This window comes from Candidatus Hydrogenedentota bacterium (genome assembly GCA_019637335.1).
GTDB lineage: Bacteria > Hydrogenedentota > Hydrogenedentia > Hydrogenedentales > JAEUWI01 > JAEUWI01.
In genome coordinates, this window is the sequence record JAHBVV010000017.1 from 103,122 (window position 1) to 128,813 (window position 25,692).

The following is a 25,692-nucleotide window of genomic DNA, read 5'->3' on the forward strand; positions in this document are numbered from 1 at the left end:
TCCCCGGCGTTGACCGCGCCGGGGAGCGTTCCATTTCCGTTCCGCGATCCCGCCGGCCCGGCATCTCGGCCGTCGCTTCGGGCTTGGCCGGGGCCCGCACACTGGGGTATGCTAACAGGCGTGAGTTAATCCCGTTCTATTGTTCCGGCGGCGCTGTGGTCCTTGCGCATCTGGAGAGCACTGGAGTTCTGTTATGGTCTGGTCGAGGCGGTTGGCGCGCGCGGCGCTTTCTGCGGGAATAGTTGCGGGCGCATCCAGCGCGCACGGCGCGGAGGATGAGGGCCGCCGTTACTTCACCGAAAAAGTCCGGCCGATTCTCGAAGCGAACTGCTTCCCGTGCCATGGCGGGCGGCCCACGGTGAAGGGGGAATTCCGCCTGACGAGCCGGGAAGGGCTGCTTCGCGGCGCGGCGCGGGGCCCGGCGGTCGATCTTCAGAACCCCGATGCCAGTTCGCTGCTCGCAATGATCAGCTACAAGGACGAGCACCACCAGATGCCGCCATCGGGGAAGCTGGCGGAGCAGGACATCGAGACACTGGCCGCGTGGGTGCGCCTGGGCGCGCCCTGGGACCCCGAGGGGGCGGATTTCGGTGTTCCGCCCGCCGAGGAGGAGCACGGGCCGCGCGGCGGCGCCGATCACTGGGCCTACCAGCCGCTGGCGCGCCCGGAACCGCCCGCTGTGGAGCCGGCCTGGTCCACAAACCCGATCGACGCGTTCATCAAGGCGAAGCTGGACGAAGCCGGACTGGCGCCCGCGCCACCATCACCCCGCGGTGCGCTGATCCGCCGCGCGTACTACGATCTGACCGGGCTGCCGCCCAGCCCGGAGGCCGTGGAGGCCTTTCAGCGCGACGATTCGCCCGACGCCTACGAGCGGCTCGTGGAAGAGCTCCTGGCGAGCCCGCACTATGGGGAGCGCTGGGCGCGGCACTGGCTGGATGTGGCCGGGTACGCGGAGACCCACGGCTTCGAGCGGGATTTCCAGAAGCCGTTCATGTGGCGCTATCGCGATTACGTGATCCGGGCCCTCAATGAGGATAAGCCCTACGATCAGTTCATCCGCGAGCAAATCGCGGGCGACGAGCTTCCCGGCGGGGGGCCCGACGCGCTGATCGCCACCGGCCTCTATCGCCTGGGAATCTGGGACGACGAGCCGGCGGACCCGCTGCTCGGCCGCTACGACGAACTGGACGGCATGGTGCAGACCATCAGCGCCGCGTTTCTGGGGAGTACGCTCGGCTGCGCGCGGTGCCACGATCACAAGATCGATCCCTTTCCCGCCTCCGACTACTACAGCATGATCGCGTTTATTCAGGACGTTAAGTCCTCGCAGCGGCAGTCCGAACTGACCAATGTGATGGATGCGGAGGAGCAGGCGGCCCACGACGCCGCGGCGCGCCAGAAAGAAGCGGAGATCTCCGCATTGCGGGGCGAAATATACGACTTAGAGCGGGGCTACCTCGCGCGCCTGGCGGAATCGCGCGGCGGGGACACCGCGGGCATCGTCCGATCGGACCTGACGGACCTTACGTTCCGTTTCTACCGGGACACCTGGGCGTCGCTGCCGGACTTCGACACCCTGCGCCCGGAGGACGAGGGCAAACTGAAGCACAACTTTGTGACCCTGGCGGCGGCGAGCCGCCAGGACGCGATGGGTCTCGTTTTCGAGGGGAAGCTGCGCGCGGGCGCCGCGGGCGAGTATGAATTCCACGTGCGCGCGAAGGACGGCCTGCGGCTTACGGTCAACGGACAGCGCATTTACGATCAGGCGGGAACCGGCGAAACCAGCGGGGAGGCGCGGATAACCCTGGAACCGGGATTCCACACCTTCCGGGTCGATTATTTCCACACCTACGGCGAGCCCGTGCTCGAAATTGCGTGGTCCGGCCCGGGTATTAAGGCGCAACCGCTGGCGCTGGCGCAGCCCCCCGCCGATGCGTTGAACGTCAACCGCTTGATCAAGGACACGGGCCGCGAAATCCTCGCGGAAGCGGAGGTGTCGCGCTATCTTGAACTGGAGAAGACGATCGACGCGGCGAAGAAGCGCGAGATCCCGGGGAAGTACGCCACCACCGTCACCTCCACGGGACCGAATGTGCCGCCGACGCACATCCTGCTGCGGGGGAACCCGCATGTGCCCGGGGACGAGGTCGCCCCGCGCTTTCCCATTGTGCTCGCCGCCGGTGCGCCCGAGTTGCCCAGCCCCGACCCGGACGCGAAGACTCCCGGGCGCCGGCGGGTGCTCGCGGAATGGCTGGCCAGTCCGGAAAACCCGCTGACCGCGCGGGTCATGGCGAACCGGATCTGGCAGTACCACTTCGGCCGCGGGATTGTCCGCACCTCAAACGATTTCGGGGCGCTGGGCGCGCCGCCGACCCACCCCGAGCTGTTGGACTGGCTCGCGAGCGAGTTTATCGCGCAGGGCTGGTCCATGAAGGCCATGCACCGCCTGATCATGCTGTCGAACACCTACCGCATGTCGTCGGAGGGAGACGCGAAGGCCCTGGCGGCGGATCCGGACAACAACCTCTTCTGGCGCTTCGACATGCGGCGCCTCGAAGCGGAGGAGATCCGGGACAGCATGCTCGCGGCGAATCGCACGCTGAACCTCAAGATGGGCGGGCCGCATGTATACCCGCCAATGCCGGCCGCCGTCCTGGCGACCTCCTCCACCCCGGACAAGGTTTGGGGAACGTCGCCCCCCGAGGACCACACACGGCGCAGCATCTATACGCACGTGAAGCGGTCGCTGAAGGACCCGCTGCTCTCCGATTTCGATATGGCGGACACGGAGTCGAGTTGTGCGGTGCGTTTCGCCACGACGCAGCCGACGCAAGCGCTGAACCTGCTGAACAGCGAATTCGTGAACGCGCAGGCCGAGGCGCTGGCGGCGAGCATCGAGGCGGAGGGCGCCGCGAACCTGGAGACAAAAGTCTGGCTCGCGCTGAACCGCGTCACGCAGCGCGCCCCGGCGAACACCGAAGTGGACCGGGGCCTCGCGTTTATTGCGGAGATGGTGGAGAAGCACGGGCACGGCGAGCAGGCGGCCTTCGAGCGGTTCTGCCTGCTTGCGATCAACCTGAACGAATTCATGTATCTTGATTGACCGGAAGGCGGCGCTACCGCAGCCTCCAATCGCCCCGGTGCGCACCGGCCCCGGGATGATGCGACAGGCACAGGAGTAGAGAACAATGGCCAACGACAAGCCTCGGGGTTCCTTCTGCGGGCGCACACGCCGCGAATTCCTCAGCACCATGGGCGGCGGTTTTACGTCGCTCGCATTGACCGGCCTGCTCGCGCGGGATGGATTCTTCGGCAGCCAGGCGGTCGCGGCGGACGGCGTGTCCGCGTTTCAGAACCCGCTCGCGCCGAAGCCCGCGATGGCGATGGCAAAGGCGAAGAGCGTCATCTTTCTGTTCATGTACGGGGGGCCGAGCCACGTCGATACCTTCGACTACAAGCCGGAGCTCTTCAAACTCGACGGGAAGACGGTGCAGGTGAAGACGGCGGGGCGGGGCGGCCGCAAGAACGAGGGCCGCATTGTGGGCCCGAAATGGCGCTTCAAGCAGTACGGCGAATCGGGCGCGTGGGTGTCGGAGCTGTTCCCGCACCTTTCCACCTGCGTGGACGATATCACGTTCCTGAAATCGATGACCGCGGACTCGCCTATCCACGGGTCGGCCATGCTCATGATGAATTCCGGGCGCATTCTCAGCGGCAATCCGTCACTCGGCTCCTGGGTGAATTACGGCCTAGGTTCGGTGAACGAAAACCTGCCCGGCTACGTCGTCATGCTGGACAAGACCGGCGGCCCGATCAGCGGCGCGCAGAACTGGACGAGCGGCTACATGCCGGCGAACTACGAGGCGACGGTGTTCCGCCCCCAGGGCGATCCCATCCTGAACCTTTCCAACGTGCGCGGCATGTCGCGCGATGAACAGCGCACGCTCCTGAAGCACCTGCACCACTTCAATAACCAGCACCTTTCCGATCGCGTCGACAACACGGATCTCGCGGCGCGCATCGCGAGCTACGAGCTGGCCTACAACATGCAGGTCACCGCGCCGGAAGCGGTGGAACTGGACCAGGAACCGGAGCACGTGAAGCGGCTCTACGGCATGGACCACCCGCGCACGGAAGACTTCGGGCGCAAATGCCTGCTGGCCCGGCGGCTCGTCGAGCGCGGCGTGCGCTTTGTCCAGCTCTACTCCGGCGGCGCGCACAACGACGACAACTGGGACGCCCACGCGGACCTGCAGGACAACCACAATTACCACGCGGGGAACACGGACAAGCCGATCGCGGGCCTGCTCAAGGACCTGAAGCAGCGGGGCCTGCTCGACGAGACGCTCGTTATCTGGGGCGGGGAGTTCGGGCGCCAGCCCACGGCGGAATATGAAAAGGGGACCGGCCGCGACCACAATTCGATGGGGTTCACGATGTGGATGGCCGGCGGCGGCATCAAGGGGGGCGTCAGCTACGGAGAGACCGACGAACTCGGCAGCGCGGCGGTGAAGGACCGGCTGCACGTCAAGCGCCTGCATGCCACGGTGCTGCACCAGCTGGGGCTGGATCCGAACAACCTCAGCTACTTCTACAACGGCCTGGACCAGAAGCTCGTGGGCGTAGAGGGCGCGGACCCCATCCGGGAGATTATCGCGTAGGGGGACTGGCTCCCAAGCCGCAGTGAGTTCGGTCGCGCAAGCGTGAAAAGTGGCCTGCAAGCGAGGGTGCCTGTACCCCCCAGGATGTTACGGTCGAAGTAGTTCGTTCTGAGTGCCCGCAATACCGCTCAGCACATCCATCACCTCCGGAACCACGGGAAAGGTCCCCAGTTTGACGAACTCAACGTGGCCGTCCATGTACAGCACGTGCGCGCCGTTGAACCCCCGGGGAGAACTCTTGTTTTTCCACCCCCACGTTTCGATCAGCACCGGTCGCGCCGACTGCGTTCCCGGCAGTTTGGGGCCGGGGTCTTGCGGCGCCCTGCCGAGGAAGTCGCACCCGATTTCCTCACGCATGGGGAAGACGGCCTGCGCGCTGTCCGGAATCGTCACGGTCGCTATCGACCCATCGAGCAATCCCTGCCGCCGCGCGGTGGCCATCGCGCGGAAACCCGGCTCGTCAATGACCGAACAATCCAGGTATGCGAAGCTCATGGCCATCAGGCCGGCGGCGGTCTCGAAGTCCGGACGCGGCTCCGCAAGAGCGAGATTCAGGCATGAAACAATGGCATCGTACGCCGGATGTTCTCGCGCAACCAGCGTTGTGGGATCCGAAAGGAACTCCGGGAAAATCTGGGCAATATCCGGCGCCCAGATTTCGGTATTCCGGGCGAGTTGCGGCCAGCGCTCCCCCTCGGACATGCTCGCGTACATTTTGAACACCAGACCCATCTGCTTCATGCGGTTCGGAGTGGACGGCGTTGGATAAATCCATCTGCCGAAAGTCAGTAGTTGCGCGACCAGAACCAGCAGGCACGGGACAATAACTGCGAAAAGCACGGCGAGCCGTCCATACGAGTACTTGCAGCTGGGCATTCGCCGATCCGGCGGTATCGTGGCGGACATTTTGCGGTCCTTTCGGTTTCGGCATGCTATTTTCCACCTATACGCCCGTCGAGTGCAGAAGGTTCATTTCTTCCTCGCCCGAATTACGCATCCCCGTCCGGCTGTGCTGCCCGCCTTCGGCGCATCTTCGACCCTTTCAGGCGAATTCAAAGAGCGCCAACGTTCCCGAGGCGACGCCTTGGGTCCCGGAGTCTCCGATTCGATAAGATGCTATGCGTATTTACGATGGCGTTGAGAGTGGTCGTTGCGCCAACGGAAATTGCGAGAATCTTTCTATGCCGCCCCTCTGGGGCTTCACTATTGAGAGCGGCTAACCCAGGGCTCGCTTCGCTCGCGCCTGGGCTATGGTATCCCGCCACTGCGTGGCTATAGAACCGGACGCTTTCCACGGCGCAAGCCCTATTCGCGTTCCTATGCGTTCATTCGCGGTTCAAGACTGTTTGGTTGCGGCCAAAGGCCGTTCCGTGCATCAATCCGGCGGGGCGATGGTTACCGAGCTCCCCGCCGTGCGGCCGTTGAACTTCACGTCATACATACACTCCGCGCTTGCGCCGGGATGGTGGAAGGCGCCGGCGGTCACGGCGCGCACCGCGTAGTGGAACCGGTGCGTTCCGCGGGCGAGCCGGTCGAAGGCGGCGATCAGCCGGTCGTCCCGCATTTCGAGGAAGGACGGGATGACGCCGCCGGACAGCTTCCAGGCCGCCATGGCGGTCCCGTCCAGCCGCGGATTTTCGATTTCCAGGCCGCCGGGGAGCAGGTCCGCCAGCACGACGTTCTCGAAGTCCTCGTCGCAGGTGATCGTCACGGTCACCAGGTAGTTCTCGCCGTGCTTCAGGGCGTCCGGCGCCACGGCGCCCGACTTGCCGGTGAAGCCGCGGGCCAGGGCAATCCCGTTGGAGGCCGCGGGGACGTCCGGGTTCCGCAGGATGCCTTCCGTTGCAAAATGAATGTAAATGGGCGCGGGCCCGCTGTTGGTGACGGTATAGGCGCCGCCGGGCCCCGCGTGCTTGCTGTTGTACTGGAAGTCGCCCGATTGCTCGGTGGTCCCGTCCGGGGCCGCGATGGTCGCGCGCGCCTGGGTCACGTCGCCGGCGTATTTCTTGAGGTATTCCGCCAGCGCGGTGATGAGGAAGGACGCTTCCTGGGTGGACCAGGGGCGCTGCTCCAGATAGCGGAGAAGCCTCTCGGCCTGCGGGTGCACCAGCGACTGATCCAGGTCCAGTGCGATCTGCGTCATCAGGGTGATCGCGTCATTCCGGATCGCCGAGTTCAGCGTGCCGCCCTGTTCGCGGGCGTCGTGCGGTGCGCTCGGGCATCGCATTAGATACTGCTGCACCTGGTCTTCCGCGCCGCTGATCGAAAGCATGGCCAGGGCAAGCCACTGCCGCGCCGCCGTCGGCGTCGGGATGGTGTCCAGGCTGCCGATGTCTTCCATCACCGACGTATCTTTTGCCAGCGCGCGCACATAGCACGCGTAGCTGTAGTTGTAGAGGCTGCCGCTGCCCGCCGCCGGATCCAGCGGGATCCGCTCGCGCAGGAAGCGCATGAGCTTCTCGTAGGCGTCATCCGGCACGGCGAGCGCCGGGTCCTGTTTCGCCAGCGTGAGGAAATGCGCGGCGTAGATCGAACCGTAGGTGTACGGTTCCCGCGCGCCCGGCCAGTAGCCGATACCGCCGCTCCCTGCTTGCATCGCCACCAACCGGTCAATACCGGCCTGCAAGAATTGCTGGAAGTACGTGGCCTCCCAGCCGTCGCCCGTGCGCGCAGCGGCCTGGCCCAGCAGGAAGAGCGGCATGCAACGGGAGACGGTCTGTTCCGCGCAGCCGTAGGGGTAGCCCACGACATAGTCGAGCGCCTTCCGTACACGCACGAGGGGGTTGGGCGTCGCCGTGATGCGCGACGTCAGCAGGGCGTCCTCGCGGAATTCGGTGTTCTGGAAAACCCGCTGCTCGCCCGGCTCCAGAATGACCATCTCGCTCCGGACCTGGTAGATCGTGGGGGCCTGAATCTTGAGCGGCATGTCTTCCGCGTATTCATCCTGCGTGGCGCCATCGGGGCCGGTCGAGACCATGCGCCAGTGGACCGTGCCGGACCCCGTCATGTCCTCGGCCCGCATGGGGATGCGCACGAGGGCCTCGCCATTCGCCGGGAGTTCCCAGCGCTGCGAATACGGATCCATCGCCAGCGGCGCGGTGGCCGTCGCTTCCAGGGCTGCAACCACGGGGAAGTCCCGCTTGTTCTGAACCAGAACGGTCGCTTCGAACGTATCGCCCGGTCCGGCGAAGCGGGGGAGGGTCGCCTGCAGGATGACCGGACGCCGAATGGTCACGTTCGCGGCCTGGCTGCCCGCCTTCGTGCCCGTGGTGGCCACCGCGACCAGGCGCACCTTGCCCGCGAACTCGGGAATGTCCATAGCGATGGTCGCGTTACCCGAGGCGTCCGTCTCCACCGCGCCCGACCAGAGCGCGAGCGGCTTAATCCAGTTGTCGTCCACGGTCGCGTCGTCTTCGCCGAGCCTTTTCCTGAGGAGTTCGCCGCCGCCGATCTTCGCGCCCGTGAAATCGTAGGCGACCTGATCGTAGTAGTGCGCGCGGCGGTATTCCGGGCGGCGATCCCGCTGGAACCAGGCCGCCGGATCGGGATTCTGGTATTGCAGAATCTGGTGGATGCCTTCGTCCACGAGCGCGAGCGTGATTTCCGAGGCGAGCGGCGCCCCGTCCGGTCCCGCCACGTTCACCGCCACGTCGAGTTGCGTCAGCGGGCGAATTTCCTCGGGCAGGCCGGGGAAGGACACCTGAAGCGTTTTCGACGGGTCGCGCACGGGGAGGTTCAGCATGGCGAAGCTCGAATAGGGGTGGGTCAGTGGCGCGCCGGGCTCCACGGGGTGGATCACGGTCGTCTCCACCCATACATTGGGGTGGTAACCGGCTTCCAACGGCAACTCGAAGCGGCCCGCGCCGCCGCTGATCGGCACGGTGAAGGCCTTTTCGATGGCCGTGCCCTGCACCACCACGATCGCCACGCCATCAAAAGGTGAATCCACGCGCACCGTGGCCGTGTCGCCGATGTTGTAGGCCGTTGCGTCCGCCGTCAGTGTAATCAGCGACGGGCGGCTCGCGTCCGACAGGTAGGCCTGCCCGCGGTAGGCCCAGAAGCTCTGCGTGGCGTATTGCGAGGATCCTTCGCGCGTCACTTTCACCCGGTACGTGCCATAGCCATCGGGAATCTTCAGCGTGACCGAGCCCTTGCCGTCACGGAGCGAAACCGTCTCCGTCTGCAGCGCCGCAAAGTTGTCGCTCCAGTTGGGCTCGTTCCGATCGGCATAGCGGCGGAGGTAATAGCTCCACTGTTTCTTCTCCAGGGTGACGGTGGCCGCCCCCGCGTCCGACGGGGTCCCGTCCGGGCGTACGGCCGCCACCGCGACATCGACGGTGTTCGGGGAGGCGCCGCTGGCCACCGCCAGGCCGAGCGCTTCGGGCGCCGGGAAGACAAAGGCCTTTGTTCGCGACGCGACACTGCGCCCGCCCGCCTCAAAGACTTCCCCGCGGAGCGTGGCTTCGACCGGGAAACTCATATCCTTTGCGGGCTGCCAGGTGAAGGAGAAGGTCGCGTTGCCGAGGCCGTCCGTCTGGGCTTCGCCCAGTTCGCGCACGTCGCCGCTATAGGGCGCGTCGTTCGTGAAGGTGTATTCGGCCCATCCCTCGGGTTTCCAGGGCGCCTTCGCGAGGATGGCGGCCGCGCTGGCCTTCCGTTCGCGCGCCGGGCCACCCGAAAGCTGCGTCCCCGTCACCGTGACCGCGTGCTGGTCGCCGGGGAGCCAGAAGGGCGACCCCGGCTGCACCGCCACGCTGATCCGGTTGGGCACGAAGTCCTCCACGTTCACGGTTTGCGTCGCCAGGGCGGTGTCCGCCCCCGGGACCCACAGCTCCAGGCGGTAGGCGCCCGTGAGCCAGTCGCGCGCGGTTTCCACATCCGCGGTCCCGCTGCCCCAGGCCGAGAGGGTGTGCGTAAACTCGCGCACCTTGTCCTTCGGATCCACCACGCGGAGCTTCAGCGGCGCCCCCGCCAGCATGGACCCATCCGCCTGCCGCACCAGCCAGCGCACGTGCATCGGCTCGCCGGGGCGATAGAGATTGCGATCGGCGTAGAGGAATGCGTCGTAGCCGTCCCCCGTGTATCCCGGCATGGCGTAATCGAAACCCACGGAATCCTCGCCGCGCTCATTGAGCGCCAGGAAGGTATAGTCGTCGTCCGTCTCCACGATCACGGCGCGCGGGCGGCCCAGTTCGGGGTCCAGCCCGTCGATGCGCGCCACGCCGTCCTCGCCGGTTTGCGTTTCGCCGAGGGACTGGTGTTTCGCGGAATACAGCGTCACCTTCGCGCCGGCCAGCGGCGTCAGGTCCCAGAGATTGTGCGCGTACACGAGGAATTGGCCGTCCTGCCAGTGCGCCAGCACGCCGATATCCGTCCAGACGACGATCTTCGTGTTGTAGTAGTCGTAGCCCGGCGAAAGCGACAAGCCGAAGATGCCCTTGAGGCCTTCCGGCATAAAGTCCGCCACCGGCAGGGTCGTGTCGACGGTTGCGCCCGGCGCGTTGGGAAACTGGACTTCCCGCTCGTCCACCTTGCGACCGAAGTTGTAGCCGAAGGACCCCGGCGCCTTGCCCTCCTGGAAATCCTCCAGCGCGCGCGGCAGGTTCGAGGGGAACAGTTGATACAGCGTCACCTTGGCCTTTTTCACATTGCGCGCCTGAATCGTCAGCGGGCCCGCCTGACGGCGCGGGAAGTAGTAGAAGCCCTCGTGGGTAAATCCGATACCGCTGCGTTCCGGGGCCCGGCCCGCATTCCAGTGTATGGGTTGCGCGACGCCCATCCGGTCATCCCGGTCCACGAGGCCGGCGGCGATCGTAATCCGATAGGCTTGCTTCTCCACCCACTCCGCCACGAGATCCACGCCGCCGTAGGTACCCGGCCGTATTTCCAGGCCGTTCACCGCCGGGGTGACAGTGACATGTCCCTTCATGTCTTCCGGGTCAACCTGGGCGTTAAAGTAGAGCGTCAGCCGGGGGGACTCGACGCCGCGCGACTCCCAGTTGTGATAGTCGATACGGAGCGCGTCCCGCTTCAATGCGAGCGTGCCCGTAATGGCGGTCTGGGGGTAGAGCGGCGGCGCCAGGGTGAGGCCCGGCGTGTATGTGTAGCGCAGCGCCTTGTGGGCCGGCGCGGTACGCGGGAAGTGATAGACAAGTACATCCTTTTCGTCCGAGGAGGCCCGGGTCAGCGGCAGGGGATCCGTTTCACCTTCCGGGACTACCTTAAAATGGTCGAGAAAGCGCGAGGCGTCGACCGGGTAGGACACCTTAAGCGCGATCCGGTCGGTCTCCTCGTCGACGTGCTCCCAGGTGACATTGCTCAGCGCGAAATTACCCAGCGCGGGGAGGGTCGCTTCGAGCGCCGCCCGCGTCTGGAAGCGGCCAGTGTGATCGGTCAGGCCCGGGGACAGCGAGACGGTGTAGGGCGCGGTTTCCAGCGCGGGAACGGACACCAGGTGAGCGGACGAGGTTGCGCGTCGCGGGCTCGTGAAGTCCACGTTTGCGCCGTTCACATCCGTCACCGTCAGGTGGTCCTGGACCTGCTCCCACGCCACGGGCGCGGAAAAGCGCAGTTGAATGGTGGCGGTTTGTGGGGTAATCGGGCCGTATGAGACATTGTCCAGGGCGAGCGCGAAGTCCGTGAACTGCACCGGATCGGCGGGCTGTGGCGCGGGCGCGCCGTCCGTCCCCCGGAGCGCCGGCAGGAACACCGCGCGATAGCGCCCGGGCTTCCGATTCTGATCCGCCCGCACCGCCAGCGCGACGTGGTGGGTTCCCTGCGACCATTCGCCGGGGAGCGGGGGATCGAGGCCGATCAGCGTGTCCGCCGCCTCGACGGGCGCCAGGGGCGCGTCGAAATAGAAGACAATCCGGTCCGTGAAGAGTTCGCCGGGGAGGGGATAGGTCCCCACGAGCCTCGGGCCCGCGGGCGCATCTTGCGCCCCGACCGGCGCAGTGCAGGCCACCGCGATAAGGATTGCGGGAAGCAGCGCGCGGAAAAGAGAGGGATACGGTTTCATGGGTCGGACAGCTCCAGGGGTAAAAGGGTCAGATACGTACCGCGACTACCATTATATGCACATGAAGCCAGCCCCGTCACCGAGAAATTTTCGATCATGCGCCCGGCGGCGGCCCACGCTTGGACAAGGCATATAGTGCTCCTATACCGCGGGCGGGACACTCGGTTGCATGGGCGGGCGGGCGTCGAACAGCCTGTTCCGAAAACTTAAGGTTCAGCGTCACCACAACGGCCTCACACAAACCAGATTACAGCACACCCGAACAAGGAATCGGCAAAGGCTGGGAGCGCAGGCGTCCCCGCCTGCCAGGCGGCGAAGCCGCCGTCCATTTTCATCCTTAATGGGTAACGCGCCGCCCAATGAGCGGCTGTACCACGCGACCGGGAAGATCTTGAAAAAACGCGCCCCCGGGGGGGATCCCGGGGGCGCGCAGGCTTGATGGGTATCGGGGGCGGCTTAACGGTTGATCTTCACCGCCACGTAGCTCGAAACGCTGTCGATGCGGACGCGAAGCAATACGCTGCGCTCGGTCTTGGCCTGCTCCAGCGCCGCATTGAATTCGTCCACATTCGCCACGGGCTTGCGGTTGACTTCCTGGATCAGCGCGCCCTCGCGCAGGTTTGCAAAGGCCGCCGGAGAGTTCGGCTTCACCTCGGTGATGATCACGCCCGCCGCGCCTTCGTACCCGAAGCGCTCCGCGAGATCCTCGTTGAGATCCTGCACCGATACGCCCAGTTCGTCGCTCTTGCCCACGCCCTTTTCCACGGGGGCGGCGCTGGCCGAGAGATCGTCCGGGAAGGCCGCCACCGTGACGGTCTTGGTGATCTTCTCGCCGTTGCGCATGATTGTGAGTTCGGCGTTTTCGCCCGGCGCGATGATGGAGACGCGGCTCTTGAACGCGCCGGCGTCCGCGACGGGCTGTCCATTCAGCGCGACGATGACGTCGTCCCGTGCGACTCCGGCGGCGGCGGCGGGCGTATCCGGCATCACCTCGGCCACGAGCACGCCCTGGTCGACGCCTTCCCAGAACTGGGACATTTCCGGGTCCAGATTCTGTATCCGGATGCCGACGAAGCCGCGAACCACCTTTCCGTTCTTGATCAGCTGGTCGGTCACGTACTCGACCATGTTGATCGGAATGGCGAAACCGATGCCCATGTAGCCGCCGCTGCGGCTGAGGATGGCCGTATTCAGTCCGACGACTTCGCCATCGAGGTTCAGCAGGGGGCCGCCGGAGTTACCCGGATTGATGGCCGCGTCCGTCTGGATGAAATCGGCGAGGAAGCCCGCCCGCGGCAGGTTCACCTGGCTGCGTCCGCGCGCGCTCACGATGCCGGCCGTTACGCTGTGGCTCAGCCCGAAGGGGTTGCCAATGGCGAGCACCCACTCGCCCACGCGGAGCGTGTCGGAATTCCCGAGCTTCAGCGTCGGCAGGCCCTCGGCCTCGATCTTGACGACCGCGATCTCGGTTTCGGCGTCGCTGCCTACGACCGTCGCCTCGAACTCGCGCCCATCGCTCAGCGTCACCACGATATTGTCCGCGCCATCCACCACGTGGTGGTTGGTAATGATGTGTCCGTCCGGGCTGAATATGAAGCCACTGCCCTGGCCCACCGGCACCGGCATTCCCTCGCCCTGGCCCTCGCCGCTATCGGGTGCTTCCGGCATCGGATGGCCGGGAATCCCGAAAAAGCGCTCGAAGAAATCTTCCGGAAGCCCCCGGCCCGGCGCGCCCAGGGACATTCGGTTGCTCATGCGCTTTTCGATGCGGATAAACACCACCGCCGGGGACGTCTGCTCCGTGATGTCGGCGAAGGCGTTGCCCAGATTCTTCAGGGCGGTGATGGCGCCCGCTTCATCCTGGGCCGCCGCGTGGGGGGCCATAACGAACGGCGCGAGCGCGATCGCCAGTATGGCCGCCATGCCGGTGGCGCCGGTCCGTCTCTTCCTGGGGCTGAATATGAACATGTACGTCTCCTCTTGGTGTTATGGGAGCCAGTGTGACTCCACCGGCGCATGTTGTTCGTTATAACACAGACTGCCCGATTATTGATATGCCCTCAGGACCAGCGTTGCGCCGCATGGATTCAAACCGGCAATCGCAGGCGCCGGAGCCCTCCGAGGAGACACGCATGGAGTGTGCCAACTTTGGCTATGTATGCAAGTTGCTGCAATTAAACGGCTTGGGGGCGGAGTCGTATTCGCAGAACGTGGCGGGTGGACCGATATAGGGTGTTCCGTACCGCAGTCTGGGAATTTCGGATCAGGCGGGCTTGCCCGCCAGGCGGTAGCGGCCGCGCACCAGGTAGAACTGCACCGCCAGCCCGATCGCTATCAGGACCGGCATATACAGGAGCGGGACTCGCACGCCGTAGGCCTCGGCAATCAGCCCCACGCCCAGCGGGCCTATAAAGCTGCCCAGCCCCACGAAGAATTCGTTGATCGCGCTACGCTGGCGCCGTAGCGCGTAGCTGGCCATGCTGTAGTAGCTGCTGGAGAAGAACGCGGCTCCACTGAATGCGCCCACGACCATAAAGGCCAGGCTCATCGCGACGAGGCTCGTCGTGCTGCCGAGGACCCAGAAGGCCGCGGCCGACCCCACCTGCAGGCCGGCCAGGTAACGGAACCGATGCTGCCAGTGGCGCGTTTTGCCCATGCAGAAGAACACGGCCGCGCTCGTGGCGGCCAGTAGGAAGGCGATGGTCGCGTAGATGCTCGCGGGGTTCTGCGTCAAAAACGTGGGGGGCGTCGCTTCCGCAAAGAGCCTAAGCTCGTTGGCCGCCACCAGGTCGTCCACGCGCTTGGTGAAGATGAGGCGCGTCACGCCCACCAGCGCCCACGCCAGGCCATTGGCGATCCACGCGCCCATAAGAAATCGTTCACTGCGCTGCGCGTGGTCGGCCCATTCCGCTTCCGGCTCGTCCGCCAGCGTTGTGTAGTACTCTTCCTCCTGCGGCACGCCCCAGAGCAAGAGGAAACAGGCGAAGCCCATGGCCGCCAGCGCGATAAACGGCGCGTACGGGTGAAAATCGTACAGAAAGCCGCCCACGAGGGGACCCGCCGCCAGCCCCGAGCTCCAGGAGACATTGAAGCGGCCCATGAACCGCGCCCGGAGGTGCGGATCCGGGTTCGCGCCCAGCCAGCCGTGCAGGCTCGGCCATACAATCGACATGCCGACAATGGCCAGGACGCTCGCAACGCCAAAGCCGGCGACCCCGGGCCAGAGCAGGGCGGACGCGGACGCCGCGCAATAATACAGGGCGCCCCCGGCCGCAATCCGGAGGCTGTGCCGGTTGCGATTCATCCATCGGCTGATGGTAATGCACACCATGGCGTAGAGAATGGACTGCACCGACCCAATGACGCCCGGCACGGAAACCGACGCGTCCAGGTGGTCGTACAGATAGAATGGCATGGCGGTCAGCATGACCATGAGGGCGGCGTCCAGAATGAAGGCCGCGGCGCAGATGCGGAGATTGGGCAGGTCCATCGGGCGGTGCTCGGGTAGGTAAACCATGGGGGAATCGCGGCGGAAGTATACCTGAATAATCCGTGTGAAAGGTATTCACGGGGTTGCCGAATACAATATTGTCCCTTTATCATACTTCGCGACACGCTCATCGCGCCGCCTCTGATCGGGAAATGCAAAAGGACCGCCCGTGAGAATAGACGAAGAACGAATCAAGGCGATTGCCGGGAATCCGGCCGTCACCGTCCCCGCCGTACTGATTGCGTGCTGGATTACCATTCTCTTCCCGCCCGCGTCGTATCTGTCCATCGTGTTTCTGATGCTGGGCGCGGTCGCGCTGTCGCAGACCGGGAAGTACGGGTGGATCGTCTTGATCGTGTTGCTGCACCCCGTGCCCGTGTTCTTCGCCACGGGCCTCGCGGCCCACGCCTCGGGCGCGCCCTATATTCTGGTCAAACGTTCGGCCGACAGTCGCTTGCCACGGCTGGATTACACGACCCGTGGCGAAGTGCTGTCCGTGAAGTCCCGTTTCCCGTGGGGCGGCTGGATCCGGCTGTACCCCCACAATATCGCCATGCAGCTTTCCACCCGCGTGTTCGGGCTGCCCGAGGGCGCGTACGACGGCCCCTGCCCCGGACGGCGCCAGATCACCGCGGAACTGGCGAGCTGCAAGGATTTTCCGCTGGAAGAACTTCTCGCGGACCGGGTTATCGCCGGCGAAAAAACGATAGAGTTACAGCCCGGCACCGGCCAGCGCCTGATCGCGGGATTCCAGTTTACCGGATTGCCCCGGAAGTCCGACGAGTCGGAAGACAAGACCCTGGAGACCCGGTCGGCAGCATACCTGCTCGGCAACAAGTGCCTGATTCTGCTGCTGCGCGATGTCGGCGGGTGGGATCGGCGAGAGGTTGCGGTGCTCATCGACGCGGAGAAGGGTATGCCCTTCGCGTGCCATGATTTTGGTACACCGGCGCGAAATCCGGGCTTCTCGTACTACAGAGGTTGGCCGGAAGTCACTCCGGCGGGTTGAGGTTGCCCCGCTGGTGGTCGATTATGCTGTTTTCCAGGACGTTGCCCGTGATACGAATCGGTTTTTGGGCGTCCGTCTGATCCGCCACCACGATGGTTACGTTCTCGAAGACGTTACCGGACACCACCGCGTTGCCCGCGGTGATGTACAGCGGGAGCCGCGCGTTGCCCGCGTGGTTGTGGATGGTGTTCCCCGTGATGGCCGTCTCCGTGCCCCGGATATCCATCGCGCGGCCCAGTTTGCCGCCTGAATCCACGCGAACCACGTTGCCGTTGATTGCGTGGTGTTTCGAGTTGGCCCAGGACCGGAAGCCGATGTCGATATCCCCTTCCGGGGCCACGTGCAGCACGTTGTCCGACATGATGATATGGTTGCCCCGGTCCGATCCGAAGGCCACGTGGGTGCGTCCCGTGATTTCCGCGTAATTTCCGCGAATGATGCCCGGGCCCGTGAGGATTTCCACAACGTCCGAGTTCGCATTGCTCAGGAAGTTGTCCACCACGTGCATGTTGGGGCCTTCCAGCATGATCCCCAATCGCCGCGCGTTGATTACATGGCAGTTTCGGATGGTGATGTCGTGCGTGTCCGCGCCGCCTGGCCCGCCGGGATAGGTCCGGAAGGCCTTGATCCCGCAGAACTCGAAGCGCCCGTGGGACACGTTCGGGTCGCCCTCCCCCAGCGGGTTTTCATCGCGGTTCGCGTCGACGAGCAGATCGCGAATCGTGATATGGCCCACGCCGTCGCCGATGATCCGGATGACATTCGTCTCCTGGGCCGGCGCCTGGACCAGCTTCGTCGCCGCGCCGCGCCCCGCCAGGGTCACGTGGCTCCGCTCGATCAGCACGCCGCCCAGTTTGCCCTCGACGCGGCGGATATCAAACGTGCCCTCGGTCAGCTGGACGACGCCGCCCGCTTCCGGCAGCGCCGCGATCGCCGCGTTAATCTCCTCCTGGTCGCCCTCGCCATCGCAGACGAAGTCCGCGGCGGCTTTGGAGGATTCCGCGGCGTTGTGGGCGGCGACGAGGAACGTGGCGCCGGCGTGGGACTCCGCAAAGCCGGGCAGGGTGGCGAGGCAAGAGATGGACAGGGCGAGAAAAGCTGTTGTTATCCGCATTTGGCATTTCCTATTTGGGGCTTGGCGGCTTTAAGAAGTAGAACCACTCGACGTGCTTGAAGCGACATCGCTATCGAGCCTCGATGAGTTTAGGGCAACCTTTGGTCAAAACACGTTTTTTGACCACGGATGACACGGATAACACGGATAATGCGGAACGGAATTACTGCAGGGGACAACGTACGAATCCGGCGCATCATGATACTGATTGGTGACTGTTGAGGCATATTCTGGGTCAAACATCCGTGTTATCCGTGGTCAGAAATAGAATTGCCTGATTCTCCATGGGGATCGCTCAAGGCCAATTGATCTCAAACTTCGTGGTTTCACCAGCGTCCGTCGGATTCAGCCTGACTACAATTGCGCCGTCCTCGGTGACGGCGTCAAGCGGCGCACCCGACGCGATAGCGCGAACATCCGTTCCGGCCCATCGATTCGTCGGCCGCACGCGCAGTTCCAGAGTGTCGTTCCCGGCATACGTACCCGAGATGCCGCCCTTCCGAAATCGGTACGACAACTCTCGCCCGCGCCAGCGCAGCGTCTGTCCAAAACCCGCGTCCCACCACGAGTCCGGAACGCACGGCGCCAGCGCGAGAGAGCCATCCAGTCTATAGTCCACGCCCATCACGAAGCGCTGCACGATTCGAATCAAATTCGCCGGATACTCGCAGTATTTCTCGACGCCGAAGCCGCCTTCCGCATTGTACCGTTCGCGCCAGTAGTAGCCGCTGGCCTTACCGGTTTCGCAGACGGGCAGAATTGCCTCCACCAGCCCCGCGCCATCGCCCATCCTGGCCCGCGCCCAGCACTCGATATACCACACGCGCCCCATGGCCGCCAGGTCCATGCGATCATCGTGGCTGAACTCCCACGATTCGTACGTTTCGGGCCGGGTCGCGATACCGGTGGGCATGCCGCTGTACCGAAACTTCATCTCGTGCCGAAGTTGCGGCCAGAGCGTTGCGCGCTGCGCATTCGTTGCTACGCCGGTCGCAATCGCGGCCCAATCCGTGTCGGTCAAGCCGTGGCCAACAATCTTGCCGCGCTCCGGGTGGATATACTCGGCGAAGTGGTCGCCCGCCCAGAATTCCTGTTGGAAATGCGCTTCAATCTTGTCCGCCAGCGCGGCGTAGCGCTGCGCGGCGTCGTCGTTCCCGGCAATCTGGTTCAGGGCCGCGAGGCGGCGAAAGGCGTCCACCGCGTGGCCCTGGGTGACGCCATCGTACTCCACGCGGGTCGGGCGCTCTACGTAGTAGCCCGCGCCGCCGACCGCCCCCTCTGGCGTGATCATGGTCGCAAAATAATCCGCCGCGCGGTTTACCGACGGCAGATTCGCCTCCAGCCAGGCCCGGTCACCCGTCATGCGATAGAGGACATCCGCGTTCTGGATATACGTCGGGTAGCCCAACGCGCGCAACGGGTTATCGGGCACCCAGTGTTCATACAATCCGCCATTCGGGTCCACGACCGCCTGGGCCCCTGGCGGGCCAATGGCTTTGCCCGCCGACGCGGGAAGTATCGCGAACGGCAACTGCCCATCCACCCGCTGGAAGGACGTGACGTAGTCCCAGTTCAGCCGGACCGTTTCCACCTGCCCCAGAAACAGCAGCGCATCCGCCATCTGGTGTCCGTCCAGCGCGGGATAGGTATTCCCGAGCCCGTGGCCGATTCCATCCGCGCAGACGGACCAGTAGCCGGGGAAGATGTCTGGGTTCACGGCGGCAAGCACATTCTGCGTGGCCGCGGCTTCATACGCGGTCTGAATCTCAGCATCGGGGACGTTCAGATCTGTGGCTTCCGCGGTCGCATCGAGGAACTTTCCATCCACGACCTCATCCACGTGCTCTTCGAGCGTGTTCAACGTAAAGAAGGCCACACCCTCGATGCCTTCCTCGCGGGCAATGGTCAGGTAGTCGTTGATATCCGATGTTTTCTTAATCGCCCCGTGGCTCGTTACGACGCCAAGGGTAAAGGTCAATCGCGCCGCCTGGACGTCTGGCATGAGCGCCCGCGCGGCTTGCATGCGCCCGCGAAATTCGTCGAGGTAGCGCTCGCCATAATTATCGGTGTAGCAATAGCCCGAAGCATTCACGACGTCGATGTAGCCCGCTTTTACCCAATCCGCCCAGCGCTGGCCCACGTAATGGCCATCGGACACGTGGGCGCCCCAGGAATAAAGCACTTTCCGCACGCCCGGCAGGCCGGCGTCGATGGCCTTCGCCAGTTCCGTGAGTTGGGATTCCTTGAATCGTTGCCAGGGCGTGTCGCCCCGGTCGGTAACCGTATAGGGCGCGCCACTCGTGGCCTCGTTGTAGGCTGCCATGCCCGCCTCGTCGAGGAGGATGGGCCGATTCGGATAGCGAAGGTAGTCCAGGGTCACCCCATCCAGCTGGTAGCGCGTCACCAGTTCCCGCAGCATACCGACGATCCATTCACGCGCGGCAGGATTCGCCGCGGAGATATAGCCATAGGGCCCCCCGTCTTCGTGGCGAATCGCCCATTCCGGGTGTTGAGCCAGAATGCCCCTGGGCTCGTCGTGGCCCGATACCAGCACCGGAACCGTCGGATAGACCCGTATACCCGCCTTCCGCGCCTCGGCGATGAAGGCGCCCGCGGCGTCCCACTCGCCATACAGATGCTCTGGGTGGTGGGCGCTCGGATAATAGGCGCGCCCGGCGGAGTCGTACACATAGGGCATCAGGACCGTGATGCCCGCACGCTTTGCTGTAGCCACACTGTGCCGGATATCCGCTTCGCGCTTCTCCACGGGATCGCCCGGGGCCGCCACGCGGTGAAGGTGTACGTAGGCGCCGATGAAGGGCTCCGCGACCAACGCCGCCCAGGGCATGAGCAACGCGGCGACAAGCGCGATGGCCCGAATCATGGCTCGCCCGCCTCCAGCCCGAGAAGGGATACCTTGCCTCGGCTCGGCCCGTAGATTCCATTCGCGACCGTGAGGCCCGAGGCCGACACAGCGCCCAGTTTGAGGTCGTGCGGCAATGGACACGACCCGATGTGGACCTCGTCCTGGAAAATGATCAGGTTCGCATTGGCCAGGCGAAACAGAAGCTCGGTGGACTCTTTCCACGTGAACGGCGCCGCCACTTGGGCCGGCGCGGTGAGCTTGTGCACCACACCGTACTCCGACACAGCGGCCTCGGGCACGATGGCCTGCACCTCGGGAATCCACGGCGTCCCGCCCTTGTTCATCGTGGCGATATACAGCGCGTCCCGGTAGTTGGTCAGATTGACAATTCGCTGGCCCCACGCGTTATAGGCCGGGGGTTTGTCCTTCATGGCGCGCGCGTAGGGCTCCTGGTCCTCGATGCTCAATGCCGGCTGGCTGAACACCCGCGCCACGAAGTCCCAACGATCCGCCAAATGGTCAAAGCGCCACAACTCGCCCCAGGGCCACACGCCGGCGTAAAGGTAGCCGCCGTAGATCGCCAGGGTCTGCGCCTCCCGCGCATTGCCCGACACACCCTCGGGCACGGGAATGGGCGGGTCAAAGAGCGCCAGCCCGCTCTTGTCGTACTGATAGAGCGAGCCGGTGGGGTACTGGCCGATGAGCACCTTGTCGTAGTGGCGCAGCATGCTGTAGCCCTGCCAGCTCTTGCCGTCCGTCACGCGGTGCGTTGTCAATTCGCCGTCGCGGTAGCTGTAGAACTCGCCGACGTTCGTGGTGATAAGGATTTCGCCGTCGTAGTCCCCCAGTGTGAACACGCTTCCCACGATGGGGAACGACCGGGCCTCCGCGAGGTCGATCGTCTCGCCCGGCTTCCAACGCGCGACATGGAGCATGTCCGGCTTTGAGTGGCAGATGACCATCTGGCCGTGGGTGTAGTAGTAGCGCCCCGCGCCCGCGGCGGACGTGTAGATGGCGTCTCCGTTGTAGGTGATGCGTTCGTTCTCGAAGATCAGTCGCCCGTCGTTCACAAACTGCACGCCGCCGTAGGTGTCCGCGCCCGCCGCCCACGCGGCTTCGACGGGTTTCCAGCCCCCGCCGCCATCCGGCGTGAGGTAGGGGGCGCGCCGGCCATAGTTCCCCACCGCCACCAGCGTGTCGCCATCCACCTGAAGCCGCGCGGCGTTGTTGTCCGCGCCGAAGGGCTTGCCCATCGACACAATCGCGGCCTCCGGCGCGGGCGACCGGTAGTAGAAAATGACTTGCCGGTTGTTGTCCCGCATGTACGTGGAATGCGCGTCGTCGAAGCCCGCGCCCAGCACCACGTCACCGTCGTTGTTTTTCAACTCAAAGAGGCTGCCCAGCCCCTGCCCGCCGTCGGCGCCGGGATCGAAACGCAGGCGAATATCGACATAAGGGCCGCCGGTATAGAAGAAGTCGGCGCCCGCGGGCGCGTCCTGGGCCGGGACAGCGCTTTGCGTCAGGAGGCCCGAAAGCGTAAGGGCGCCTAAAACCATCCAACAGGCATAGTGTGATCGTCTATTCATTGTAATCCTCGCAGCGTGTTCTTCGGCGGGAAGCCAAGTCCTGAAGCGTTGCGCGAGCCGGTCCCCACGGACCCGGGCGCGGGCCGCGGGTTGACGATGGCCCGCACGCCGCATTGTACACCAACGCGCCGCTGGAACATCCCCGCCGAGAGATCTTTGGAATCAGGTAATACTTTAGCCGTCTGAAGTAAGGCGTTCGCCGATACGAGATGCCTTACTTGCACTGGATGTATTCGTCATTCCCGCGAAGGGGGCTGTCGATTCAGCGTGTGCGGTGAGCGAATTTCCTACAGTTTTGTGCTAACGCCCTACAGCGTCATTCCCGCGAAGGCGGGAATCCAGAGAAATTCGGAGGTTTGTGCGTTCGCGTCGCTGGATCCCCGCGTTCGCGAGGATGACGGATCTGCTCATTCCTTCTATAGCGTAGGGTGAGTCAAGTAAACCGACAGCCCCGAAGGCGGGAATCCAGAGGGTTTGCGAGGTTAACGTTGCATGATCTCTGGATCCCCACTTTCGTGGGGATGACGGTTTTCGATCACCGAAAGCCGCCACGGTTGGGTGCGACGGGGGTGACTACTTCTGACGGCTAAAGAATTGCGGAATCAGAAGATGAGGGTTGTCCTCGGTCGACACTCACCGGATTTGTCGAGGGGAGCTGTGATGCACTATAGTCATCTTCCAAAGGGATGGGCCCCTTCTATTGTTCGAGTCACTTTACAATATAGTCCTTCTGGTGGCGCTTTGCGCGGCCGCGGGTATCGCCCTGCGGCGATGGGAAGGTTCGGGATACGCCGGCGCGCGCGCGGGCGCGATCTTCGGTCTCATCGCCGCCGCCGCCCTGCTTGCGCCCTATGGTGATCTGGCCGGTTTGGACGGGCGCTCCGTTCCCCTCGCCCTTTGCGCGCTCCACTTCGGTTTTCGTGCGGCGGGGGTGGCTGTGCTGGTGGCGTGCGCCGCCGCCTGGCTCGATGGGGCTGCCGGCCTGGCGTCGATTTTCCTGCCCGCGGCCATCGGCTTGGCGGGACGCCGCTTCGGGTGGACGCCGGATGCGGCCCTCGACCCGGCGCACACCGGGGCGATGGGGCTGGCGGCGCACCTGCCGTTGTTTGGCCTGGCCGTGATTACCGGGCAATGGGGCGCGCAATCGCTTTGGCAGGCGGGCCTGTTTTCGCTGCTCGTCTATCCGGCGGCCATGGCGCTTTCCGCCGCCGCCCTGCGGGATCAGCGGCGCCTCGCCGAACGCGCCCGCCGCTTCCACCACGTGTTCGACCAGGAGTTCCAGTTCATGGCGGTGCTCTCGCCGGAGGGGCGGCTGCTGGAGGTCAACGATCTTGCCCTTCGCGTTACCGGAACCGAGCGGGACGCGGTGGTCGGAAAACTCTTCTGGGAAACCCCCTGGTGGCGCGATCTGCCCGAAATGCGCGAAAACTGGCCGCGAAGGCTCGAAGAAGCGGCCTCGGCAGCCGGCCCGATCCGGAGCCGGGATACGTACCAGGACAAAGCGGGCAACACCCGCCTGGCGGAAGCCACGGTCAGCGCGGTCAAGGATGCCGCCGGCGATGTGGACTGTTTCATCATTCAGGCGAGCGATGTTACCGAGCGGATCAAGGCGCAGAGCGCGCTCGGGCAAAGCGAGGTGCTGCGGAGGACCGCCGGCCGCGTCGCCCGCGTCGGCGGCTGGATTATGGAACTGCCCGAACGCCGCGTGACCTGTTCCGAGGAAGTCTACGCGATCCGCGAGTGGCCGCCGGACTATCAGCCGACGGTCGCCGCGACCCTGGCTTCCTGCCCGCCGGAGTGGCGCGCGCCCTTCTCCGAGGCCATTGAGGCCTGCATCGCCGAGGGTGTTCCTTACGACCTCGAAATCGAGCTGTTCACGGGGAGCGGCCGCCGCATTTGGGTGCGCACCATTGGCGAGGCCGTTCGCGATGGGGAAGGCCGGATCATACGGCTTCAGGGCGCCATGCAGGATATTACGGAGCTCAAACAAAGCCAGGCCGCCGTCGCGAGAATGGCCGCGCGCGTCACGGAGACGCTCGAGAGCATCACGGACGCGTTCTGCACGCTCGACGAGGAGTGGCGATTCACCTACCTGAACCGCGAGGCGGCCCGCCTCGCCCGCCGCCCGAAGCGGGAGTTGATCGGGCGGGTGTATTATGAGGCGTTCCCGGCGATCCGCGACACGCATATGGACGAAAACCTCCGCCGCGCCGCGCGGGAAGGCCGGGCGCTGAGCTTTGAAACCTACTACGCCCCCATGAAGATGTGGCTCGAAATGCGTGCCTACCCGCTCGAAGGGGGCATTGCGGTGCACTACCGCGACGTGACCGATCGGGTGGCGGCGGACCGAAAGCTCCGCGAGGCGACCAGCCGCCTCCAGGGAATCCTCGAGTACAGCCCCCTGTTTATCGCCGTGCTCGACCTGGAAGGCCGCTACCTGATCGCCAACCACGCCCACGACCACCTCGCCGGCCAGGCCATGGAGGGGAGGACCCTTTGGGAATTGCTCCCCGAGGACAAGGCCGCCGATTACCACCGCGCGATCAACGAAGTCGCCGCGACCCGCCAGGCGCGGACGATTGAAGACCGGATCGAGATCGGAGGCGAACCGCATTTCCTCAGCACGGTGCTCTTTCCGCTGATGGACGAAAACGGGTCTGTCGCCACCGTCGGCGGTATCGCCATGGAGACGACGGAGTCCAGGCGGGTGGAGGCCGAGCGGGAGCGGCTCCGCCACCAGCTCCACGAATCCCAGAAGATGGAGGCGGTGGGCCGCCTGGCGGGCGGCGTGGCCCACGATTTCAACAACATGCTCGGCGTCATCGCGGGCTACACCGAGCTGGTGCTTTCCAACCTGGACACCGCCGACCCGCACCGCAAGGATCTCCTCGAGATACGCCAGGCTGCCGCCCGTTCGACCGCCCTGACCCGGCAGTTGCTCGCCTTCGCCCGGAAACAGACCATCGCCCCGCAGGTGCTCGATCTGAACGGGGTGGTCGAGCGCATGCTGAAGATGCTCGGGCGGCTCATCGGGGAGAATGTCCAGCTGCGGTGGATTCCGGGGAGCAACCTGCGGCCCGTATGCGTAGACCCGACGCAAATCGACCAGATTCTCGCGAACCTCGCGGTCAACGCGCGCGACGCGATCAGCGGGCAGGGCGCCCTGACCATCGAAACCGGCGCCACCGAGTTGGACGAGGCCTACTGCGAAGTACACCCCGGATTCGTGCCCGGGCGCTTTATCGTGCTTGCGGTGAGCGATGACGGCTGCGGCATGGACCGGGAGACCCTCGACCAGGTGTTCGAGCCCTTTTTCACCACCAAGGGACCCGGCCTGGGCACCGGCCTCGGCCTCGCCACGGTCTACGGCATCGTGAAGCAGAGCAGCGGCTTTATCAACGTGTACAGCGAGCCCGGCCAGGGAACCACCTTCCGGATCTACTTCCCCGAGAGCGCCGTGGAGCCGGATGGAACGGCCGCGCCGGAACGAACCGCCGCGCCCGGCGGAAGCGAGACCATCCTCCTCGTGGAGGACGAACCCGCCCTGCTCGCGCTCGGGACGCGCCAGTTGGCCCTGCTCGGGTACAACGTCCTGTCCGCGGCAACGCCCGACGAGGCCCTGCGGATCGCCCGCGAACACGACGGCGAGATCGGCCTGCTGCTCACCGATGTCATCATGCCGGGGATGGACGGCAAGGAGCTCTGGCGGAACGTGGACGCCCTGCGCCCGGGCGTCAAGACGCTGTTCATGTCCGGCTACACCGCCGACACCATCGCCCACCGCGGCGTCCTCGACACGGGCGTGAATTTCCTGCAGAAGCCCTTCAATACCCGAAGCATCGCCGCGAAGATCCGCGAAGTCATCGACGGAAGGCCAATTGGATGACCAGCGCGCCACGGCGGCCGGGCCGCAAATGCGTTTGCGGGAATGGTCCGAATAATCAG

At 64.9% G+C, this 25,692-nt stretch carries 11 protein-coding genes; 4 read left to right on the forward strand and 7 right to left on the reverse strand.

From position 1 onward, the window contains the following. Positions 1 to 193: 193 nt before the first annotated feature. Together KF886_17450 and KF886_17455 are read left to right on the forward strand one after the other, a co-directional pair. Positions 194 to 3,106 (forward strand): DUF1553 domain-containing protein, encoded by a 2,913-nt coding sequence (locus KF886_17450; protein ID MBX3179144.1) that lies wholly within the window; start codon positions 194 to 196, stop codon positions 3,104 to 3,106. 85 nt (positions 3,107 to 3,191) lie between these two features. Then, on the forward strand, positions 3,192 to 4,664 hold the full coding sequence (locus KF886_17455; GenBank protein MBX3179145.1) for a DUF1501 domain-containing protein: 1,473 nt from the start codon (positions 3,192 to 3,194) through the stop codon (positions 4,662 to 4,664). An 87-nt stretch (positions 4,665 to 4,751) separates the two neighbouring features. On the opposite strand, the gene KF886_17460 is transcribed toward KF886_17455, so the two are convergent. From KF886_17460 to KF886_17475, 4 genes are all read right to left on the reverse strand, one after another. After that, positions 4,752 to 5,405, reverse strand: coding sequence for a hypothetical protein (locus KF886_17460; GenBank protein MBX3179146.1), 654 nt, complete (start codon positions 5,403 to 5,405; stop codon positions 4,752 to 4,754). 634 nt (positions 5,406 to 6,039) lie between these two features. Then, positions 6,040 to 11,682: a hypothetical protein gene (locus KF886_17465; GenBank protein ID MBX3179147.1), complete on the reverse strand. Its 5,643-nt coding sequence runs from the start codon at positions 11,680 to 11,682 to the stop codon at positions 6,040 to 6,042. Between the two features lie 456 nt (positions 11,683 to 12,138). Then, complete coding sequence (locus KF886_17470; GenBank protein MBX3179148.1) at positions 12,139 to 13,605, reverse strand: Do family serine endopeptidase; 1,467 nt, start codon at positions 13,603 to 13,605, stop codon at positions 12,139 to 12,141. A gap of 340 nt (positions 13,606 to 13,945) precedes the next feature. Then, complete coding sequence (locus KF886_17475; protein ID MBX3179149.1) at positions 13,946 to 15,199, reverse strand: MFS transporter; 1,254 nt, start codon at positions 15,197 to 15,199, stop codon at positions 13,946 to 13,948. 142 nt (positions 15,200 to 15,341) lie between these two features. On the opposite strand from KF886_17475, the gene KF886_17480 reads away from it, so the two are divergent. Next, positions 15,342 to 16,181 (forward strand): hypothetical protein, encoded by an 840-nt coding sequence (locus tag KF886_17480; protein ID MBX3179150.1) that lies wholly within the window; start codon positions 15,342 to 15,344, stop codon positions 16,179 to 16,181. On the opposite strand, the gene KF886_17485 is transcribed toward KF886_17480, so the two are convergent. The 3 genes from KF886_17485 to KF886_17495 all read right to left on the reverse strand — a co-directional run bounded on the left by KF886_17485 (position 16,165) and on the right by KF886_17495 (position 21,747). After that, positions 16,165 to 17,295 carry a right-handed parallel beta-helix repeat-containing protein gene (locus tag KF886_17485; GenBank protein ID MBX3179151.1) on the reverse strand — a complete coding sequence of 377 codons (1,131 nt, stop codon included), beginning with the start codon at positions 17,293 to 17,295 and terminating at the stop codon, positions 16,165 to 16,167. The two genes, KF886_17480 and KF886_17485, sit on opposite strands and share 17 nt — an antisense overlap. Positions 17,296 to 17,590: 295 nt before the next feature. Beyond that, entirely contained in the window at positions 17,591 to 20,179 is a 2,589-nt protein-coding gene (locus tag KF886_17490) for a family 10 glycosylhydrolase (protein MBX3179152.1), read from the reverse strand. Further along, a complete protein-coding gene (locus KF886_17495) occupies positions 20,176 to 21,747 on the reverse strand; it encodes a hypothetical protein (GenBank protein MBX3179153.1) in 1,572 nt (523 codons plus the stop codon). The genes KF886_17490 and KF886_17495 overlap by 4 nt, the downstream gene beginning before the upstream one ends. 700 nt (positions 21,748 to 22,447) lie before the next feature. Here KF886_17495 and KF886_17500 point away from each other — a divergent pair. Beyond that, entirely contained in the window at positions 22,448 to 25,633 is a 3,186-nt protein-coding gene (locus KF886_17500; protein ID MBX3179154.1) for a PAS domain-containing protein, read from the forward strand. Positions 25,634 to 25,692: the final 59 nt, after the last annotated feature.

What these genes read in the sequence shown, in the direction of transcription:
- KF886_17475 (MBX3179149.1), bottom strand. Translation starts at nt 15,199, where the DNA reads ATGGTTTACCTACCCGAGCACCGCCCGATGGACCTGCCCAATCTCCGC.
- KF886_17465 (MBX3179147.1), bottom strand. Translation starts at nt 11,682, where the DNA reads ATGAAACCGTATCCCTCTCTTTTCCGCGCGCTGCTTCCCGCAATCCTT.
- KF886_17470 (MBX3179148.1), bottom strand. Translation starts at nt 13,605, where the DNA reads ATGGCGGCCATACTGGCGATCGCGCTCGCGCCGTTCGTTATGGCCCCC.
- KF886_17485 (MBX3179151.1), bottom strand. Translation starts at nt 17,295, where the DNA reads ATGCGGATAACAACAGCTTTTCTCGCCCTGTCCATCTCTTGCCTCGCC.
- KF886_17450 (MBX3179144.1), top strand. Translation starts at nt 194, where the DNA reads ATGGTCTGGTCGAGGCGGTTGGCGCGCGCGGCGCTTTCTGCGGGAATA.
- KF886_17495 (MBX3179153.1), bottom strand. Translation starts at nt 21,747, where the DNA reads ATGAATAGACGATCACACTATGCCTGTTGGATGGTTTTAGGCGCCCTT.
- KF886_17460 (MBX3179146.1), bottom strand. Translation starts at nt 5,405, where the DNA reads ATGAAGCAGATGGGTCTGGTGTTCAAAATGTACGCGAGCATGTCCGAG.
- KF886_17490 (MBX3179152.1), bottom strand. Translation starts at nt 20,179, where the DNA reads ATGATTCGGGCCATCGCGCTTGTCGCCGCGTTGCTCATGCCCTGGGCG.
- KF886_17455 (MBX3179145.1), top strand. Translation starts at nt 3,192, where the DNA reads ATGGCCAACGACAAGCCTCGGGGTTCCTTCTGCGGGCGCACACGCCGC.